Source organism: Vibrio vulnificus CMCP6 (assembly GCF_000039765.1).
Lineage (GTDB): Bacteria > Pseudomonadota > Gammaproteobacteria > Enterobacterales > Vibrionaceae > Vibrio > Vibrio vulnificus_B.
Genome location: NC_004459.3, coordinates 2,910,522 through 2,930,086, shown reverse-complemented (window position 1 = coordinate 2,930,086; position 19,565 = coordinate 2,910,522). Strand labels below are relative to the sequence as shown.

17 protein-coding genes are annotated in these 19,565 nt (G+C 47.7%); 2 read left to right on the top strand and 15 right to left on the bottom strand.

Annotation, left to right across the window (positions count from 1 at the left end; translation table 11 throughout):
• Positions 1 to 59 precede the first annotated feature (59 nt).
• The 7 genes from hcp to VV1_RS13580 form a co-directional block, all read right to left on the bottom strand.
• Entirely contained in the window at positions 60 to 1,721 is a 1,662-nt protein-coding gene (gene hcp, locus VV1_RS13610; protein WP_011080687.1) for a hydroxylamine reductase, read from the bottom strand.
• A gap of 203 nt (positions 1,722 to 1,924) precedes the next feature.
• Positions 1,925 to 3,454 carry a nitric oxide reductase transcriptional regulator NorR gene (gene norR, locus VV1_RS13605; protein WP_011080686.1) on the bottom strand — a complete coding sequence of 510 codons (1,530 nt, stop codon included), beginning with the start codon at positions 3,452 to 3,454 and terminating at the stop codon, positions 1,925 to 1,927.
• A 105-nt stretch (positions 3,455 to 3,559) separates the two neighbouring features.
• The gene (locus tag VV1_RS13600; protein WP_011080685.1) at positions 3,560 to 4,183 is read right to left on the bottom strand and encodes a CDP-alcohol phosphatidyltransferase family protein; all 624 of its coding nucleotides are present in this window, start codon (positions 4,181 to 4,183) and stop codon (positions 3,560 to 3,562) included.
• Positions 4,173 to 4,823 carry an ATP-binding cassette domain-containing protein gene (locus VV1_RS13595; RefSeq protein ID WP_011080684.1) on the bottom strand — a complete coding sequence of 217 codons (651 nt, stop codon included), beginning with the start codon at positions 4,821 to 4,823 and terminating at the stop codon, positions 4,173 to 4,175. Before VV1_RS13595 ends, VV1_RS13600 begins: the two co-directional genes overlap by 11 nt.
• The gene (locus VV1_RS13590) at positions 4,789 to 6,489 is read right to left on the bottom strand and encodes an ABC transporter permease (protein WP_011080683.1); all 1,701 of its coding nucleotides are present in this window, start codon (positions 6,487 to 6,489) and stop codon (positions 4,789 to 4,791) included. The genes VV1_RS13595 and VV1_RS13590 overlap by 35 nt, the downstream gene beginning before the upstream one ends.
• Positions 6,490 to 6,527: 38 nt before the next feature.
• On the bottom strand, positions 6,528 to 7,673 hold the full coding sequence (locus VV1_RS13585) for an ABC transporter substrate-binding protein (RefSeq protein WP_011080682.1): 1,146 nt from the start codon (positions 7,671 to 7,673) through the stop codon (positions 6,528 to 6,530).
• 278 nt (positions 7,674 to 7,951) lie between these two features.
• Entirely contained in the window at positions 7,952 to 8,398 is a 447-nt protein-coding gene (locus tag VV1_RS13580) for an META domain-containing protein (RefSeq protein WP_011080681.1), read from the bottom strand.
• Between the two features lie 196 nt (positions 8,399 to 8,594).
• Here VV1_RS13580 and VV1_RS13575 point away from each other — a divergent pair, with 196 nt between their 5' ends.
• A complete protein-coding gene (locus tag VV1_RS13575; RefSeq protein WP_011080680.1) occupies positions 8,595 to 8,843 on the top strand; it encodes a DUF1289 domain-containing protein in 249 nt (82 codons plus the stop codon).
• 61 nt (positions 8,844 to 8,904) lie between these two features.
• Here the strand turns inward: VV1_RS13575 and VV1_RS13570 are convergent, their stop codons facing one another.
• Positions 8,905 to 9,126 (bottom strand): hypothetical protein, encoded by a 222-nt coding sequence (locus VV1_RS13570; protein WP_011080679.1) that lies wholly within the window; start codon positions 9,124 to 9,126, stop codon positions 8,905 to 8,907.
• Between the two features lie 692 nt (positions 9,127 to 9,818).
• Between VV1_RS13570 and VV1_RS13565 the strand changes: the two genes are divergently transcribed.
• Entirely contained in the window at positions 9,819 to 11,411 is a 1,593-nt protein-coding gene (locus VV1_RS13565) for a sensor domain-containing diguanylate cyclase (RefSeq protein ID WP_043921043.1), read from the top strand.
• A gap of 14 nt (positions 11,412 to 11,425) precedes the next feature.
• Here VV1_RS13565 and VV1_RS13560 read toward each other — a convergent pair whose 3' ends face one another.
• The 7 genes from VV1_RS13560 to radD form a co-directional block, all read right to left on the bottom strand.
• Positions 11,426 to 12,739 carry a DUF1501 domain-containing protein gene (locus VV1_RS13560; protein WP_011080676.1) on the bottom strand — a complete coding sequence of 438 codons (1,314 nt, stop codon included), beginning with the start codon at positions 12,737 to 12,739 and terminating at the stop codon, positions 11,426 to 11,428.
• Positions 12,733 to 14,361, bottom strand: a complete 1,629-nt coding sequence (locus tag VV1_RS13555) for a DUF1800 domain-containing protein (RefSeq protein WP_011080675.1) — start codon at positions 14,359 to 14,361, stop codon at positions 12,733 to 12,735. Before VV1_RS13555 ends, VV1_RS13560 begins: the two co-directional genes overlap by 7 nt.
• 509 nt (positions 14,362 to 14,870) lie before the next feature.
• Positions 14,871 to 15,149, bottom strand: a complete 279-nt coding sequence (gene rplY, locus VV1_RS13550) for a 50S ribosomal protein L25 (protein ID WP_011080674.1) — start codon at positions 15,147 to 15,149, stop codon at positions 14,871 to 14,873.
• A gap of 180 nt (positions 15,150 to 15,329) precedes the next feature.
• Positions 15,330 to 16,679 carry an ATP-binding protein gene (locus tag VV1_RS13545; protein ID WP_011080673.1) on the bottom strand — a complete coding sequence of 450 codons (1,350 nt, stop codon included), beginning with the start codon at positions 16,677 to 16,679 and terminating at the stop codon, positions 15,330 to 15,332.
• Positions 16,669 to 17,328, bottom strand: coding sequence for a response regulator transcription factor (locus tag VV1_RS13540; protein ID WP_011080672.1), 660 nt, complete (start codon positions 17,326 to 17,328; stop codon positions 16,669 to 16,671). The genes VV1_RS13545 and VV1_RS13540 overlap by 11 nt, the downstream gene beginning before the upstream one ends.
• 11 nt (positions 17,329 to 17,339) lie before the next feature.
• Entirely contained in the window at positions 17,340 to 17,729 is a 390-nt protein-coding gene (locus VV1_RS13535) for a PepSY domain-containing protein (protein WP_011080671.1), read from the bottom strand.
• An 84-nt stretch (positions 17,730 to 17,813) separates the two neighbouring features.
• Complete coding sequence (gene radD / locus VV1_RS13530) at positions 17,814 to 19,556, bottom strand: DNA repair helicase RadD (protein ID WP_011080670.1); 1,743 nt, start codon at positions 19,554 to 19,556, stop codon at positions 17,814 to 17,816.
• Positions 19,557 to 19,565: the final 9 nt, after the last annotated feature.

Genomic DNA, 19,565 nt, shown 5'->3' with positions numbered 1-19,565 from the left:
AGCACTCTTTGTTGGGATAGAAGGAAGATAAGTGCCCTCACGAAGGAGGGCACGAGTGATTAAGCGGCAAGAATGGTGTTCAGATCGTCCTGAACATTACCGATGCTGCGCATATCAAACTTCTCTTGAATGATGGCAATCAGGTTAGGGGTCAAAAACGCAGGAGCCGTTGGACCGGTGTAAATGCCTTTCACACCCAGTGCGAACAAGGTGAGCAGGATAACAATCGCTTTTTGCTCAAACCATGAGAGGACAAGCGTTAGTGGCAGTTCGTTGATGCCACAGTCAAACTCTTGCGCCAGCGCCAACGCCAATTGAATCGCGGAATACGCGTCGTTACACTGGCCAACATCGAGTAGGCGAGGGATGCCGTTGATGTCACCGAAGGTGTTTTTGTTGAAACGGAACTTACCGCAAGCAAGCGTTAAGATCAGCGTATCTTCTGGTGCGGCTTCGGTGAAGTCGGTGTAGTAGCTGCGCTCGGCCTTGTCACCGTCACATCCACCCACAAGGAAGAAATGTTTGATGTTGCCTTGTTTCACTTGATCGATCACCGCAGGGGCGGCATTCATCAGTGCGTTACGGCCAAAGCCGACGGTGATCATGTGCTCGATCTCATCGTGTTGGAAGCCCGGTTGTGCCAACGCAGATTCAATCACGGCACTGAAATCGTCATCTTCAATATGAGCGACACCCGGCCAGCCTACGATGCTACGCGTGAACAAACGGTCTGCGTATTGGCCCACATTGGGGTTCAGCAGGCAGTTTGACGTCATCACAATGGCCCCCGGGAAGTTCGCAAATTCTTTTTGTTGGTTTTGCCAAGCACTGCCATAGTTACCAACCAGGTGTGGATATTTGTTCAGTTCTGGATAGCCGTGCGCCGGTAACATTTCACCGTTAGTGTAGACGTTGATGCCTTTGCCTTCGGTTTGTTGCAAGATTTTTTCTAAATCGTGTAAGTCATGGCCGGAAACCAAGATGCATTTGCCTTTGACTGGTTTGACGTTGACTGCGGTAGGAACCGGGTGGCCGAAGGTCGCGGTTTCGCCATGATCGAGCATTTCCATCACTTTGTAGTTCATTAGGCCAATACGCATTGAACAGTCCAGCAGCTCGCCAAGATCTTCAGGATCGGTGCCTAACCAAGCCATGATTTCGTGGTACTCCGCATAAATGTCGTTGTTGGTTTGTTCCAACACGCGTGCGTGTTCCATATAGGCGGCGGCTCCTTTTAAGCCATACAGGCAGAGTAAGCGCAGGCCAATGACGTCTTCATGAACACCTTCTTTGCCACGATTAACCGCAACTTGTGGGGCGAAGGCGAGAATGGCTTGTGCGTTTTCTGGCAGTTCAAACTCGGCAACCGCAGGAACCTCTGACAGTGGCGAGTTTGCCAATGAAGAGGCAGTGAGTACTTGGTCTTTTAGCTGTGCTTTAAATTGAGCGGCTTGAGAGGTTAATTGCAGAATACGTTCAGGATCGAAGTTAACGTTGGTCAGTGTGGAGAAAAACGCTTTTGGCGCCCATTGATTGATTTCATCGTTAATGATGCCGTATCGATGCGCTTGAGTCGCCCAGTAGGAAACCCCTTGTAATGAGTAGACAAGGACGTCTTGCAAATCGGACACTTCTGCGGTTTTTCCGCACATACCTTGAGCAAAAGAGCAGCCTTTTACGGCTGGGGTTTGAATCGTCTGTTCACATTGAATACAGAACATAGTTGGCGTCTCCGGTGTCGTTACCCCTAAACGAAATGGGTTTAGGTTGTTGTTATTAGATTAAAAACGTTCACCTAAGAGCAGATTGCGTGCCAACTGTTATCTATATGAAATTAAAGAATTTATTTTTAAATTACTCATGCCTGTGATGTAAAAAAGACACGCTACCCGTGTCTTTTTTACATCAAGAAATACTCAGTTGCCTACGCTTTAACCCCTAATTTTTTCCCCATCCGGTACAAATTGCCTCTGTCCATCTGTAGAAACTCTGCGGCTTTCGCCCAAATTCCATCCGATTGGGATAAAGCGTGTTCAATTAATTGTTTTTGATAGGATTCGACCAACTCTCTCATCCCTTGAGTTTGTTCAGGAAAGAGGGTGGATGTGTTTTTGACATCAAGTTGATTTGTCAGTGTCCCAATATGGTCGCTTTTGATGGTGGTCTGTCCTTGTTGAATGGCATGCAAAGCGGCGCGAGTGAGGGTGTGTTCTAGTTCACGAACGTTACCATACCAAGGTAGATGCTCTAATTGGTTCAAAAGTTTTGGGTGAACATGCAAGTTAGGCTCATTGAATTGATGGCGAACTTTTTCAAGCAGATAACCGGCTAATACTGGGATATCGCCTTCTCGCTCACGTAGGGCTGGAACCTTGATTGGGAAAACATTCAGACGATGGAAAAGGTCGGCGCGAAAATGGCCTGTTTCGACTTCTTTCTCCAAATCTCGGTTGGTGGCGGCAATGATGCGCACATTCACCAGCAGGTGTTTATCACTGCCGACTCGCTGCAATTCCCCTTGCTGAATCACGCGCAGCAATTTGGCTTGCAGTACCAGAGGCAGCTCGCCCACTTCATCAAGAAAAATAGTGCCCCCATCAGCCAGCTCGAATTTCCCTGCACGATGTTGATTGGCGCCGGTAAAGGCGCCCTTTACATGCCCAAACAGCTCACTCTCGGCCAATCCTTCTGGGAGCGCCGCACAGTTCACGTAAATCATCGGCTTGTCACTGCGATGCGATTGCGCATGAACGTTATGCGCCACCAGCTCTTTGCCTGTGCCCGTTTCTCCCATGATCAATACTGCGTAATCTGAAGGGGCAACGGTGGTGATTTGTTTGCGCAGCTGATTGATTTGCGGGCTAAATCCCACCATTTCTCCTTGCTGGGATCGCGCTTGCTGGATCAGCGTTTGCGTGACGCTTTTTTGCTTTTTGTTTTGCGCTTTCAAGGCCTTGAACTGGGCAATATTGCGCAAGGTGGCCGCGGTTAAGGCGGTAAAGGTTTCCACCATCACGGGGTCGAGATAATCAAAGGCGCCGACGGTCAGAGCATCCATTGTTAGTACACCAACCAATTGGCCGTCGACATAAAGGCTGCTGCCAAGACAATCGTGCACATCGATACATTGATCTTCGGTGAGCAGCGAACCATCAAAGGGATCGGGTAGGGCGCAATCGGCATCAAAGCGCACCGTGTGGCGACTTTGTAAAATACGCTCTAAACGGGGATGGGTGGCGGGAAAATAACGTCGGCCTAATACCGCTGGGGATAAGCCCTTCACCGCAACGGGCGTAAGAAAACCGTCTTGGTCAAATACAAATAACGCGGCGGCATCACAAGGAAATACTGAAGCGATGCCATCAATCAAGTGTTGGTACTGTTGTTCGCTTGATAGGGTTGAACTTAAATTCAGTGCGATTTTCAACACCGCTTGGTCAATCGTTTGGGACATAACCGCCTCTTATGGGATTTTGAGCGGTTATGCTACCAAGGTGTTGTCATTTGAACATCGCATTCAGGCAAAAGTTGATGTTCTATTGACGTCGATCAATTTGTCTTATTCCTCTTCATCAACCTGATTGAGAGTATGAAAGCCAGAGTAGATACGTGTCCCTGTCGTGAACCAACATGCGGCACCAAAGAGGTAAGCAAGTGTCGCGAAAGAGTGTGGGAAGAGGCAGAACAACACAAAACATGCAATGGTTTCTGTGCCTTCGGTCAGCCCACTCATGTAATAAAGCGATTTGTTTTGATAAACCGGGTTATCAATGCCCCGTTTACCTGCCATTACCGCGAAAGCGAGAAAACTGCTGCCTGTTCCAATGAAAGAGAAAATCAAAAACGCGCCAGCAATGGCGTTTTGTTCTGGGTTAGCCAAGACAAAGCCAAAAGGAACGAGCGAGTAGAAGAGAAAGTCCAAGCTGATGTCGAGAAAACCACCGGCGTCGGTGATCCCTTGGAGGCGTGCTAACGCCCCATCAAGCCCATCGCAGACTCGATTTAAAACAATAAAAGCCAATGCCAGCAGGTATTGCTCTGCCATTAGGGCGGGAAGGGCAAAACAGCCTAAGACAAAACCGAGCACGGTGATCTGATTGGCGGTGACACCATAATGGTTGAGCACTTGGGCACTTTGCGTCAGCGGCCAACGTATCACTTTAATGCTAAATCTATCTAACATGGCACTGCTCCCAAGGCCAATGCAGCACTCGGCTTCCTGGCGGCACGTCATCAATATCGTGGGTCACCATCAGTGCTGGGATATTGGCCTGTTGCAGTTGGCTGATTACCCAGTCGCGAAATTGCACTCTCAGTTCTTTATCCAGTTTACTAAATGGCTCGTCGAGCAGTGCCATTTGTGGTTTGGCTAATAGCATTCGTATCAAGCTGACCCGCGCCCGTTGTCCCCCGGAAATTTGCTCTGGATAAGAGTCGGCTAACTCAGACAACGCGATTTTGTCGAGAGCATTGATAGCCTGTGCTTTTCGCTCCGCCCCTTTGATGTCGTTGGGCAGTGCAAACGCCAAATTTTGCCAAATATTCAAATGGGGAAAGAGCATATCATCTTGAAATAAAATGCCCACCTGACGCTGGTGTGGGGCCAAAGGTGCGAGATCACGTTGGTTAAGCGAAAGCGTGCCTGAGTATTCAAATTCGTCACTCAAATGACCGGCGATAAGGCTCAGTAGTGTGGATTTTCCGCAACCACTTGGGCCCATTAAGCTAACAATCTCACCGGCGTCAATCGTTAAATTGATGTCGGAAAACAGCGTCTCGCCCGAGCGTTTATGGATGGCGAGGTTTTCGAGACAAAACGTCATGAGTTTTAGTGTCCTTAACGCGAGCGTGATGGCGGCGCGTTTGCAAATGTCCAATAAAGAGGGCAATAGAAAAGAAAACGAATGGCAGTATGGCTTGCCACAATGCGTAAATGGCAGTCACGCGACGATCTGAGCCGCTCGAGAGCGCCACCGCTTCGGTGGTAATGGTGGTGATGCGGCCCGCACCGAGGATCAGTGTTGGTAAATATTGTGCAAGACTCACGCTTGCCCCGACTGCCCAAGCATACAAAATCGCCGGCATCAGAATGGGCATCTTGATGCGAATAAAGACCCAAATCGGTGCTTTACCAAGACTGAGCGCGGCGCGCGTGTAGTTGTGGTTGTAGCTGCGCCAAGGGCCATCCAAAGCCAAATAAACAAGTGGAAACGCAAAAAACACGTGTGACCACAATACCCAAAGCGAATAGGCATCGGACGAGAGATAAAGCGTCGCAATTTGCAATCCAAATAAGATTGAAAGCTGCGGGATCAACATCGGCAAGGCAATCACATAACCTGGAAGATGAATGCGATGCTTATCGCGGTATTCATGTGCCACCAAGGCTAAAAGCACAGTCACGCATGCTGTAGCGAGGGCAAAAAGCAAACTCTGTTCTACGGTTGGCAGTACGTTTTGCCATTCGGCCTGCCAAAAGCGATCACTATAACGGCTGGGTAGAAGATCGGGGAATCGCCAGCGGTGGGCAAAGCTCCAGAGCAACATCAAAGGAAACATGGTCAGTGCCAGTAACGCTGAAAAAGCAAAGAGTGTTTTTCCTGGCAGCGAAAAACCAAATCGACCGGAATACTGCCAGCGACCAAAATAACCCGTGATACTCTTTTCAAACAGTACGATCGCTGCCATAAGCAGACTGGCGATAACAAACAGAACTATCGCACCTGCGGCAGCTCTTGGTAATAACTCCAACTCAGGATCACTAAACCACTGCCACACCAATACGGCAAACGTGGCAGGATTCGTTGGGCCGAGGATCAAGCTGAGATCAACCACCGCAACGCCATAAGCCATTACAGCAAACAGTGGAAAACGCATTTTTTGTAGCCACTGAGGCAGGACTGTTTTCCACCAGAATTGTGCTGGTGAATAGCCCATGGAGGCAGAGACTTGACTGAGCTGAGCCACGTTTAACTGTTGCAACACTGGCACGCTCATGAGCAACAAAAATGGGATTTCTTTCAGAGCGAGGGCAATGGTCAACCCCAACGCATACGGATCGTTGACAAACCAAGCATTATCGTCCGTTGATAGGCCAACATCCAACGTTTGCGCAGCGACTCGCGCAACCAACCCTGTGGGAGAGAAGAGAAAGGCGAAACCGATAGCAAACGCCACGTGGGGCATCGCAAGCAGCGGAGAGAGTAGCGACTCCACTTTTTTCCAATGGCGGTTTTGCCACAAGGCTTGCAAGATTGCGAAAGTAAACAAGCAAGCCAAGTAGGTACTGAAAAGAGCACTAAACACCGTCAAAGCGATGGATTTTTCCACGCCAGTCCAAGTGAATACCGCATCAAATCCGACCGAAGACAATTGGTGCAAGCCAACGGGAGGAATATAACCAAAAGACGAGAGCAACACGCCGAATAAGCCCGGAATAACGGGGGCAATGCATACTAAAATCAGTATCAAATAAGCGGCTCTAAACATCGTGCTCTCGTTTGCCTTTGCTCTTGGTTGTGGTCGAATTAATTGCCGTAACGCTTTTGCCATTCGGCTTCAAGCGCGGTTTGCCAGCTTGGATGTGGCTCAGCAACCGATTTAAATAGGCGCGTATTTTTAGCGCTGCCAGTGAGATACTGATTCTCTAATACAGAGGGATCACCCCAAATCGACAGGTCGCCTTTGCGTGACTGCGCTTCTGGACTGAGCAGGAAGTTGATGGTAACCAGTGCCCCTTCCGTTGCGTTTGCATTCCAAGGAATGGCGAGGAAATGAATGTTCGATAGCGCACCTTTGCTCATAGCAAATGTCTTGGTTGATTCAGCTAGCGTGCCATTCGCTTGGGCGGAGTAAACCGCATTTGGGTTAAAGGTGATGGCTAAATCCAACTGGCCGTCATCCAATAGTTGAAAAGACTCAGCGCTGTCCGTTGGGAATTGTTTTCCCTGACGCCAAGCAACACGGTGAAACTCATCCAAATATTGCCAAAGTGGCTTAGTGATGAGTTGAAACTCTTGCTCGTTGACCGGTTTCGCTAATGCTGGGTCGTTATCAGTTAGCTCAATGAGCACCGCTTTCAAAAAACTGGTGCCGTGAAACTGAGGAGGGCGTGGGTAGCTGACGCGATTCGGGTACGCCTTTGCATAGCTCAGCATTTCTGAAAACGAACTGGGCGGATTGTTAAGTGTTTTTTCATCATGAATAAACACCAATTGGCCCACACCCCATGGCGCTTCGAGCCCAAGTGTGGGTTCTGAAAAGTCGCTGTCTACTGGCAGCGTCTTATTGACATATTGCCAGCTTGGAAGCTGTTCAACAAAAGGTCCGTAAAGCAGATCATTGTTTTTCATGGACTTGAAGTTTTCACCGTTGATCCAAACCATATCAACACTTCCGCCTTGGTTTTTCCCCGCTGCTTTTTCTGCGATGAGTCGAGTGGTGGTTTCAGCAATATCGGTGACTTTGACGTGCTTAAGCGTGACACCATAGCGAGTTTTCAGTTCGCCTCCAGCCCAACGAAGATAGTCATTGATCTCTTGGCTACCGCCCCATGCATGGAAAAAGACCGTTTGTCCTTGTGCTTTTTCTTCGATTTGTTGCCAAGAGGGTGTGGTAGCAAAAACGCTGGCAGAGAGTAGCGCGCCAGTCAGTAGTGTTGTCAGCCGTTTCATAACATTCCTTTCATGTTGAGCTTTGTGTGTTGCAACCAGAGACCGTGCTTGTCTCGGTTTTCTTTCATTATGAATGAAAAAATTGAATTTATTGAAATGTTTACGAGTTTTGTGTGCAAGTTGTTCAGTTTTTGATGGTTCTATGAACAGATGCGGAGAAATAAAGTGAAAGCCCCATGATGCAAGATGAGAGAATGTAGGAGGGGAAGAGAGGTATAGAGTCGCGAGATAATAAAAAGGACCGCGAAAAGCGGCCCTAAAAAATCGATCAAACTGGATTAGTTTTTCCAATCTTTCAATGTGAATGTGAGCGTGTGGTTGCTGTTTTTCAACACTAGGCTGTCTTTTGTAAGGGTGATATCACTCCAGTCAGACAAGGTTTGAGAGACGGCTTGTTCAGTGTTCATCGCGTCATCGATACACATCTTCATGGTCATGCCCATTTTTTCAATGCGGAACTGGTTATCTTTCAGCTCGGCTTGGCCAAAGAAGTTATTACAACCCGCGTTACCATTGGCCATCATGTTTTCACCCACTTCAAGACGAGGGGCTTGCTGATGTTCGTTGATTGTAATGGCATTGCCATCAATGCTGACGAGTTCCCAATTATGGTGCTGTAAATCTTGAGCTGTTAATTGTTTCACGTTGTCACCATTGCTTACGCACGCAGTTACTAGGATAGGCATTGAGATAGCAGCAAGTAGTGTTTTTGAACTAAGCTTCATTATATTAACTCCGAATTTAGGGAACGTGGGAAGTATAGTTAATCGAACGCTGTATTTGTCAGAATACGGTCATAGTTTCGTATGAAAATTTGTCGTTTAAAGCAACCATGGTCATGTTTTCATTAGAGAATGCTTTCTTACCTCATGGAGATACGATTAGAGTGAACAGTGAGAGCGATAAGCAGCAGGAGGCGGTATGGAGCAATTGGAGTTTTTCACTGTACCCAGCCCTTGTGTGGGGGTTTGCAGTGTCGATGACAAAGGTTATTGCAATGGATGCATGCGTAAACGTGAAGAGCGTTTTAACTGGCTAAACATGACACCAAGTGAACAGCTGCACGTGATTAAACTCTGTCGTCAGCGTTATCGTCGTAAGCTTGCACAGGGTAAAGATCCATCAAGCACAAAAGAAGAAGTACAAAGCCCGCAGCAAGATTTATTTTAACTCTCCCTAGTACACTTTTGAGATCTGTTGACTAAGGAGAGCTAAATGCATTCGTTGATGACTATTTTAGCCCCCACTTATCGTTTACCCACCCCCCGGCATGCTCATCAAAATGGCAACCGATAAATTTATGATTTTGTTCAACGTCATGCGTTGAATGCGTTTTGTCTGTCATCAGTTGATAGATGTAATTCGCCATAGGGTCGTTACTGGTTTGCAGCTCGCGTCGTGTCACCACTTCTCTTATGAGCTGTAGACGATAGGATTTGCTGGCTCGTTTCATATTTCTAACCTCCGTGAATACATAGCAGCAGTGTTTAAGGCGTAAAACTGCTCTTACTCGTACGTTAGTGGTACGAATTCTCTGGAGGCCATTTGAAATCAATCGCTTGGCATTAAACACATTGTCTCAGAGCAGATAGGCACGCCATCTCTTATCACGTATCTAACGGTTCTCAGAGACGTGAAATGAAACCTAAACGACATCGGTCTATATCTAAGTCGATAGCAACCTCCTCGTTTGGTTGCAAGCCAGCGACCATGTCGAGGGTGGGTTGTTTAGGTACTGATCAAATTTAGAAGTGGGCCAACATCTCGTCAATGGTATTTTGATTATTTTTTGTTCGTTTTTTAATTTTGAGTTTTTCTTATAGCAAAGCATTCGTTCAAGCGAGCCTTGATACCCTTGTGCGATTTTGTTCGTTGGTGAATGGCGATGAAGGATCAAGATGGGATCATCGCGCTCATGAAATTTGTATCGAGCGGCGTTAGCGCTATTCTAATAAGTGAGATTCTTGCAAATTTATTCATAAAAATTATGAATGGCGGACACGAACTACAGATGATGACTTTGATGCCACCTCTAAACGCCGTATCTTATAAATCATTATAATTTCTATAAATGACAGTTGGCGCAGGTTAACGTTAAGCACAGCTAAGGTGCTTATGAACTTGTTGCGAATGTTTGGAACGCTTATGCCTGTATTGCGACCTTCTCTGCGTGCAATTTTGTTATCAGTGATGCTGTTAGTGTCTGTTGTACCTATTGTGCTTTTTTCGTACTGGGCGGTTCAGCATGCACTTGAGAAAGAGTATCGAGCCGTGAATGAAAAGCACTTACTGCTTGCCAAAAACCTGAGTGCCGCTTTAGAGCGCTACAGCGTCGATGTGCTCTCGGTGTTTGAATCGATCAGCGATGAGTTTGATAGCAATGAACTCTCTGCCCAACAAATTAACCTTCTCCAGCAGCTCAATTTACATGCTTTGGCGCGTTATTCAAAAAACACCATGCAACGTCGAGTGTTGTTTGGTGAGCCCGTCTATTTTCCCAAAACCTTGGATCTCAACGCCGATCAAATCACGCGAGTTACCCCGGTGATTTCACAGTCTCTTCCTCAACCCACGATTTATCTCTATCGTGAAGATAAATACGGACGAGTTTGGGTGGCGGCGATGGCGAATGAGTATGTTGCTCAGCTTCAAGAGGCGGTGAGCTTTGGCGAGAAAGGGCATGCCGCTATTGTCGATAACACCGGAAGCGTATTGGCTCATCCGAACAAAGAGTGGCAAGCTCAGGCGAAAAATATTGCCAAAATCAGTGTGGTAAAACGGATGTTAAGAGGGGAAACCGGCGTGGAGCGCTTTTATTCACCGGCAATGAAGGCAGACATGATTGCTGGGTTTACTGTGACGCCGACGTTAGGCTGGGGCATTATGATTCCTCAACCCGTGAGTGAATTAGATGCTGCAATCAACGATTTTAAAAAAGTGACGTTTGTGGTAGCCATCGCCTGTTTTGTCATCTGTTTTATCTTAAGTTGGCAGCTCTCGGGTCTGCTAATGCGGCCAATAAGGAAACTCACTAAACAAATTCAAGGAATGACGGAGAGCCACATCTCTCATTTGGAAACCATCGAAGGTTTTACTGGAATTAAAGAGACTCAAGCGTTGGTGGAAAGCTTCAATCTCATGGCTAATGAAGTGAATCGTGGGCGAAAAGAGCTCGAATTTAGAGTCTTAGAAAGAACCAAAGAGCTGAAATCGGCAGAGCGTTTTGCGCGTCATCTTGCGTCACATGATTCTGTCACGGATTTGCCGAATCGTACTGCCGTGAGACAAGCGATAGCAAAATTCTTGGAGCGTAAGCAGCCGTTTTCACTGTTATTTATTGACCTTGATGGCTTTAAAGCCGTCAATGATGAGTATGGTCACCAAACCGGCGATCTCCTTTTGAAAGCGGTCGCTCAGCGGTTACTGGATACTGTGGGTCAGGAGGACATGGCGGCTCGTTATGCCGGAGATGAGTTTATCGTTTTATTGAAGAATCAATCGACGCAAGAAGCGACCCAAATCGCTCAAGCACTGCTTGAGACGATTGCGATACCAGTGATTGTTGAGCGCAAAGCCCTCGTCATTGGCGCAAGTATTGGATTAGTGACGGTTGACGTTGAGACGACGTCAACCAATGTGGATAGCCTCATTCACGAGGCGGATATCGCTATGTACCAAGCAAAATCCGCAGGCAAGGGAAGAGTTGTCCAAGTGCAAAAAGCCAATGAAAGCAACTGATCATCCACAAGACATCATCCAGCAAGGAATCCTAAATCTTTTTGCGCAAAATGCTTGAGATTGGGGAATACATCGAGCAATTGCTGCTCAGTTTGAATACCCATCCACTTTGCCACCGTGGCACCGATTTGTTCGACGGAGGTGGTTGGAATCATTCGGCCGCGATTAAAATCGTTTTCCCCATCAAGGATGAGGGAAGGCCATTGGCCATAAATCCGACCAGATTGCAGAGCGCCACCCATGACCCAGTGATTGCTTGCCCAACCGTGATCCGTTCCCGAGCCATTGCTGGCAAGCCTTCGGCCGAAATCTGACATTGTCATGGTAGTGACTTGATGGGCGATCCCGGCGTTGTCAAGCGAAGTGTTAAAGGCGTCGAGGGATTGGCTTAGCTCAGCCAACAAGGTTTGATGGGCGACCAATTGGTTAGCATGGGTGTCGTATCCACCCATGCCAACGAAATACACTTGTCTTTGATGCCCTAGTTGTTCACTGGATTTGATCAATCTTGCCACGGTATGAAGCTGTTGGCTCAATCGGTTATCTGGGAAGTGTGGCTCCTCAGGAGAGGACTCTAGCGCGGCTGAAAGCTGATCTCGAATGGTAATAGAATCGCTCTTCACCTGATCAAAAGCTTGTGCAAATAGGCTATCGGGCTGCAGCGCCAAAACTTGGTCAAAGCTTTGTTTCCTCAACGTATTATTGTTTGCCCATAAAGTGGGCATGCCATCTGGGTTGATCAGATTCGCGCGCTGTTTCTCACCATTCAGCCACTGCACATAGCCGTTGATGCTGAACGTTGGGCTCACTTCTAACTGCCCATTGGAAAGCACATCCATCATTCTGCCTGCCCAACCTAACGTGGAGGAACTGCCCGCCCAACCCCTTTGCCATTCAGCTTGTTGTGAGTTGTGTGAAAAAAGAAAAGGCGGTAGAGCGCGAGTTCCATTGACGAGCTCTGCTTTGGTTGTGGGTTCTACGAGTACCCCACTGTTGACAATGGGAATCGCTTTACCGCGGTTAACTAATGCTTGCAGTTCACTCATGGCAGGGTGAAGCCCCAAAGAGAGCGTTGAACCTGTGGCCAATGTCAGCGGCAACAGCGATTCTTTAGCTAACGCAATGTCAGGCCGAGCGCGGGCATATTCATCGTAATGGGCATCACTGGTCGGAACCAACATATTAAAGCCATCATTGCCACCAAATAAAAACACGCACACAAGCGCTTTGTAATCATTGGTGGGTAGAGCGAAGCTGGGTTTGCTGCCTATCATCGATACCAAAGGTGTGGCGGCGAGAGCAGAGATAAATTGTCGACGAGTCACCATGCGTTGCTTACCTCGGTGTGAAATTCTTGACTGTTCAAAATGATATGCAGCGCATTACGCACTTTGGTGTTTTGTTGGTGCTCTTTGAGCTGATTTAAGTTCTGCTCAATGATGAGCGCAAGTTCTGGGCTGATTTGCTCGGACAGAAAGCGTCGGCTCAGCTCGGCAATCAGCGCGGGATGATCATTCGCGAGCGTTTCTAACGGGGCGAGATTAACGACAATTTTCTTTGGGTTCTCTTCTGAATCGTATTGACTGTTTCCAGTAGCAGACCACATCTGGTTACTGATATTAATGAAGTTGTTCCAGCTTAGAATCTGAAATTCTGGCGCTACTAGGCCTTTTTCCTTCATTTGCACATTTGGCGCGTAGTCCGGCGAGAAGAAATTGAACACACTCGGAGAAGAGAGAGGCGCTTGGCCAAAGGCGAAAAACGTACCATTGCTGTTGTGGTAACGTCCGGTTGGGTCGGCACTTTTGGCTTCGAGCGCACGGTAAAGATTGGCCATTGAAATCAGCGGCTCTTTCAAGCGCTCTGTTGGGCCATTGAGTGCTTCTGGGTCGAGCAAAATAGCTTGGATGACGGCTTTGAGATCGCCTCGTATGCCGTTGCCATTGTCATTAAAGGCCAAAGCCACACGTTCAACATACTGAGGGGACGGGTTGGACGTGACTAGCCTTTGGATAAGTAGGCGAGCGATGAATGGACCGGTATTGGGGTGGTTGGTCAACATCGCCATCGCTTGAGCCATATCTTGTTCAATGCTTTGCCCAGCAGGGAAGCGCTCACCCATGACGAACTTCTCATCGCTATCGTGTTTGTCCGCATAAGGTGCCATGGCTTGAAACCAATCTCCCTGCTTACTGGTCCAACTGCCATTACTTTTGTCCGCCAAGTGCCAACCGGTAAAGACTCGCGCTAAGTTTTCGATGTCATCTTGTGAATAAGTCGGGAGCAGGGCCCCGTTATTGAGTAAAGGGGTGCCATCTTGGTTGAGTTGGTACAGACCTATGCTAAATAGCTGCATCACTTCGCGCGCGTAGTTCTCATCTGGGAAGCGGTTCTTTTGCGGATCGGCGTGCTGGTTTGCCATCATCGAAAGGTAGTCGCCCATTACGGGATGGCGAGTTACCGCTTCCAGCAGATCACGATAATTGCCAAAAGCGTGTTCCAACAGCATATCGTAATAGTGTGTGAGCTCTTGCGCACGGCCATTGAGGCTGGCGCCATAACGTGACACAACAAAGATCTCACTCAAGGCAAAGGCGACTCGCTGGCGCAGTTGATCAGGAGCATGATTAGCCTGATGCCACCAGACTGCAACGCGATCTGATTGAGTGGGCGTATCGCCCTCAATCACATAACTTTGTAAGAGCGGAAGATGGAATGAGGGGGGCATTGAAAATTGCTGATCCAACCAAGATTGGTAGCCAACTGACGCCATTTGTTGATAACTATTTGGGGTTGGGCCAAAGGTCGCTCGATAAAGCAAATCGTAGCGTTGGTTCGGTTCTAGACGGCTGGGTTCTGCCGGGGATGAGTTGCTGCTGTCACTGCCGCATCCCGATAACAGAGCACCCAAAAGAGTGACGGGTAGAATGCGTATTTGCCAAAAATTCATAGATTCCTTTCCTACTTGCTGGCGCAGTGCTATCGGCCCAAAAAAGCTCACCCTCGAAAGCGTTTCTCGTGATGTTTGTCGAGGGAGGATTATTGGCTGCCGAACTGTCACACCAAGTAGTTTGTATATAAACGGTGATAGAGTAAAAAATTGAGCGGAAAGTAGCAGAAAGCGTGCGGTAATTAAAAGCGTCGATCAGGATTAATGTGCTGTTGCTTCAAGTTGCGTCGAAGCTGATTACAGAGAATGCGAGAGAAAATGCAAAGGCAGTGCAAATTATAGAATGAAAAGGAGTAAGCCTTTTGGATGGTTTGCGTTTTGATGGTGCTTCTTAAAGAAGGCAGCGATGTGGGAGAGAGTATAAACGTAGGAAAGGGCATAAAACGGTGAAACCCCAGAGGTGGTAAGTCTCTGGGGTTTCGAATTTTTTAGATTGTTCGGATGGTAAGGCCGAGAATCTTATATATGCAAAAGGTTGGATTAAATCCGATTAATTCCCTGGTGAGGAATTAGATACGGATGAAGTCCATGTGCTCAACTTTTGGCTTGAACGCGTGACGTTGAACGTCTTGTGGCTTAACCTTAACTTCTTCGCCGCCGATCACTAGAGTGATTGCTTCGTAGAATTCAGGCTTGTCCATTTGGTTTACGATGTCATCGTGGTTTAGTGCTACTGCAACTGGTGCTGCTTCACCACCGTAAACAACTGCTGGGAATTGGCCAGCAAGACGTAGGCGGCGGCTCGCACCTTTACCTAGTTCAGTACGTACTACTGCTTCAAATTTCATAGTTTTACTCTCAAATTAGTAAAAGTTAATTTCATACCCTGTAATGCGACCTTACAGAAGTAAGTATGGCTTCAACAGGAAGTTTCCTGTCAAAGCGAGCGCGGATACTACCACTCAACCGTGCTTTGAGCAACTGATATTCCGCCAAAAGCGCTGTTTTATAGTGGTTTCTTATCGTCGCTAGCCCTTTGCTGCCAGCTTAAGGGTTAAATTGGCGCGTAAACCGCCAAGTTGGCTGCGTTCTAGCGTAAGATCGCCGCGATAGCTGTAGGCCATTTCCGCGACAATATTCAGTCCCAGGCCGGTACCTGGCGTGGTCTCATCAAGGCGAACACCCCGTTTCAGCACCTGAGTAAGGTGTTCCTCAGCGATTCCTGGCCCGTTATCTTCGATGATGAGCGTAAGCTGGTCGTCGCTTGTTAGTGTGCTATGGACTCGAATTTGGCTGCGCGCCCATTTGTAGCTGTTTTCAAGTAAGTTACCCAGCATCTCGTCGAGATCGCTTTGATCGACGGCCACCTCCAGTTCACTGTCCAGTTCGTTGATAAGCAATAGATCTCGCTCGGCATAGACTTTATCGAACGCTATGGAAATGGCATCGACACGCTCAGAAGGGTTGGATTTCACCGAAAGAATATTCATCGAGCCTGCCATTCGAGCACGACCAAGATGGTAATCAATATGCTGCTGAATCTGTTCAACCGGTGGTAAGAGCTTGTGGCTTGATTCGACATCCAATTGGCTGATTTCGTTACGCAAAACAGATAGCGGTGTTTTTAAGGAGTGAGATAAGTTGCCCGCATGGTTGCGAGCACGTTGCAACAACTCTTGATAATGGAAGAGCAGGGCATTGAGATCATCGATCAGCGGCGATACTTCCGCTGGATAACTGGCTTCGAGCTGTTGTTGGCTACCGGCTCTTAGCGCTTTGAGCTCGCGTTGTAATTTCCCTAATGGTCGGAATGACCAAGCGATTTGCAAACCAATCACGGTCATGACGCCAACAAAGAGCAGACCGAGAATCATCCACAGTTGTCCAGTTAAATGGTCCAAGGTGGATTTCATCGGCGCTTCATCCATGCCAATCACAATGTGGACGGGTTTCACGTACTCAGGGAGAAATACATCCTGCTCTAACACAATTAAACGTTCATTTTTCGCCCCAAGCACCGTTTTTCGTATGGGACCTTGCTTGATTTGAATCGTGCGATCCCAAAGAGAGCGAGAACGCAGAGTTTGGTTGTTGATCGTTGCCGTCCAATATAGGCCGCTGTATGGCTGACTGAAACGAGGGTCAGAAAGTCGTGATGAAAGAACAATGCTACCATTCTTACCGGCTTCGAGGTTGGCCGAAATTTCATCTAGCGCTAAGCGCAGTTGGCTTTCCACATCACTGACTAAATACTCTTTAACCAGCTTGGGAATCCCGACACCGGCAGCGATGATCATTGCGGTCACCCACAGGCAAGCCGCCAAAAATAGGCGGCTTTTTAAGCTGAGGTGCTTGAAAAGCGGTCGCTTAGTTGGCATTGAGCTGATACCCAAGGCCGCGAACGGTTTTAATGATATTGGGTGCGATCTTCTTACGAATGCGTCCAATGAAGACTTCAATGGTATTGGAATCACGGTCGAAGTCTTGCTTGTAGATGTGTTCCACCAGCTCAGTACGTGAAATCACTTTATCGGCGTTATGCACAAAATAGGCAACCACTTTGTATTCCAGTGCGGTCAAACTCACCGCCTGACCCTGCCACATCACTTTTGACGTACGTGTGTCCAAGCTCAGGTCTCCGATTTGCATTACTGGTGACGCGTTACCGGAGGCTCGGCGCAATTGGGCGCGAATGCGAGCGATCAGTTCAACCATTTCAAACGGTTTGGTTAAGTAATCATCGGCACCTGCGTTTAAGCCTTCCACGCGTTGAGTAAGGGTATCTCGCGCACTTAAAATAACCACTGGTGTGTTGATGTTTTCGTCACGAATGCCTTTTAGTACGGTTAATCCGTCTAACTTCGGTAGGCCTAGATCCAGCACTATTGCATCCCACTCTTCTGACGTCGCACGGTACAAAGCATCGATTCCATCTTGAGAAAGCTCAGGCACCCAGCCCGTTTTTTCGAGGGATTCAATAATCTGTTCGCCCAAACGAGGGTCATCTTCCACTACCAAAATTTTCATATGATCTTTCTCTATTTCTTGATGACGTCGTGTAAATTTCGACCTTTTATCTCAATGAGTTCCAAGGTGGTGGCGTTGTACTCCACTTTGATGATGTGATTATCATGGACCAATTTTAACTCATAGATCCATTCGTCATCATCTTCTTCTAACTCGACTTTGATCAGGCGACCATTGAGTTGTTTGTCGACGGTAGAATAAAGTTCAGAAAAAGGCTTGATCAACCCTTGCTGCACAGCTTGGTATACTTCGTTCTGATCTTCATCAAACTCGATTGCCGTGCCTTCTTTGTAGACGTCCTGTACAAGTCTGTGGCCATCTTGCTCAAGGTTTTGCGCCATGGCGGGCGCAACAAGGAGAGAAGAGAATAAAAGAGCGCAAGTGAGCTTACTATTTAACATGTTCTTACCTTGGTAAAGAGTGTGAGCCGAGTATAAATGAATAAAGATGAATCGAAAGTGAACCTTGTCTCTGTCCGAATCAGGCTAGCGCTCTTGCAGTTCATCTTCAAAAATTTTATCGCGCATCTTCCAAAAACGGCCGCTTTTTCGGGCAATGACAAATTGTGGCGGTCGGAATCGATGCTGGTGAGCTACCACTTTGGTTGGCGAGGCCTCTTCGAAAGGACGATGTTTGTCTGCCAAGTGAGGTCGCACAAACTGATTCTTAAACAGCAATTTCTGTTTGGCGGTGGTTAAAGGCCAAAATTCATGCACTTGGGCTTGATTATCGCCGAGATAGCTGACTTTTAGCTGCGATTTGCCTTCAGGATTTTTATGCACACTCAACACCATCTCAAGGCATTCAAACACTAACGCATCTTTGAGATTTAACGCCTCTTTGAGCTTTTTATCTGGGTCTACTAAAGTGGCATCGCATTCGTGGCAGATGCGCGCTGCAATGTCATTATCAGCGCCACATTCACCGCAATATTTGGCGCGAAAGCGATAACCACAATGCTCTCGCTCTCCACTCTCTTCGTCAGTGAAATACCCTTGGCAGCGTCGGCCAAAGTGCTCTAACAAAAAGCCATTGCTGTCGAGCTTGCCCCAAAAGTTGTTATTAAAGCCGCAAGCGGGGCAGGGAATGGTGATGATCTCACTGTTTGAGTCTGGTTTGGGATCGCCGACTTCTGGTTGATAAAGGTCATAGCTGTTGCCCGCGTAATCGAGCACTAAACACTCTTCTTTGCCGGGGGAGAGCCTCAAACCACGCCCAACAATTTGTTGATAAAGGCTGATGGACTCGGTTGGGCGCAGAATCGCAATCAGATCAACATGGGGCGCATCAAAGCCGGTTGTGAGCACCGAGACGTTGACCAAAAACTTGATTTCACGCGCTTTGAAGCGACGGATGATCTCATCTCGTTCTGGTGTCGGCGTGTCACCAATGACGATAGCGCTGTCATCTACGGGCAATAAGCCGTGGATCTCTTGGGCATGACGCACCGTGGCTGCAAAAATCATCACACCCTGCTTGGTTTGGGCGAGATGAAGGATTTGATCAACGATCTGCGGTGTCGCACGCTTGGCTTTATCGATCACCATATACAGCTCTGCTTCTTTATAGCGGCCTGTGTTAGCGGGTTTCAGCTGTGAAAAATCATACGCCAAGACGGGGGCGTCCATCATTCTGGCTGGGGTAAGAAAGCCTTCATCGAGCAAATAGCGAATGGGTAATTCAAAAATACAATCGCGGAAAAATCGCGCGTCTTCGCTGCGAACTTGGCCGCGAGTGTGATATTGGTAAATCCAGCCGATGCCTAAGCGATAAGGCGTGGCCGTTAGGCCGAGGATTTTTATCCCCGGATTGAGATCCGTTAAATGGCTAATGACTTTTTGATAGCTGCTGCTTTTTTCTTCCGGTACTCGGTGGCATTCATCGATTACCAGCAGAGAGAATTGATTACGAAACTGCTCTAAATTTCGAACGACCGATTGAACAGAGGCGAAAACCACCTGATGTTGGGTTTCTTTTCGTCCCAATCCTGCCGAAAAAATCGAACCTTGTAAGCCATATCCCTCATATTTCGCGTGATTTTGTTCAACCAGCTCTTTTACATGCGCCAGCACCAATACGCGTCCTTTCGCCAATCGTGCTAATTCGGCAATCACTAAACTTTTGCCCGCCCCAGTTGGCAGCACAATGACTGCCGGCGTGGAATGGCGGCGAAAATAGTGCACAACGGCTTTGACTGAGTCGGCTTGATAAGGTCTGAGGGTGTACATGGAAACGAT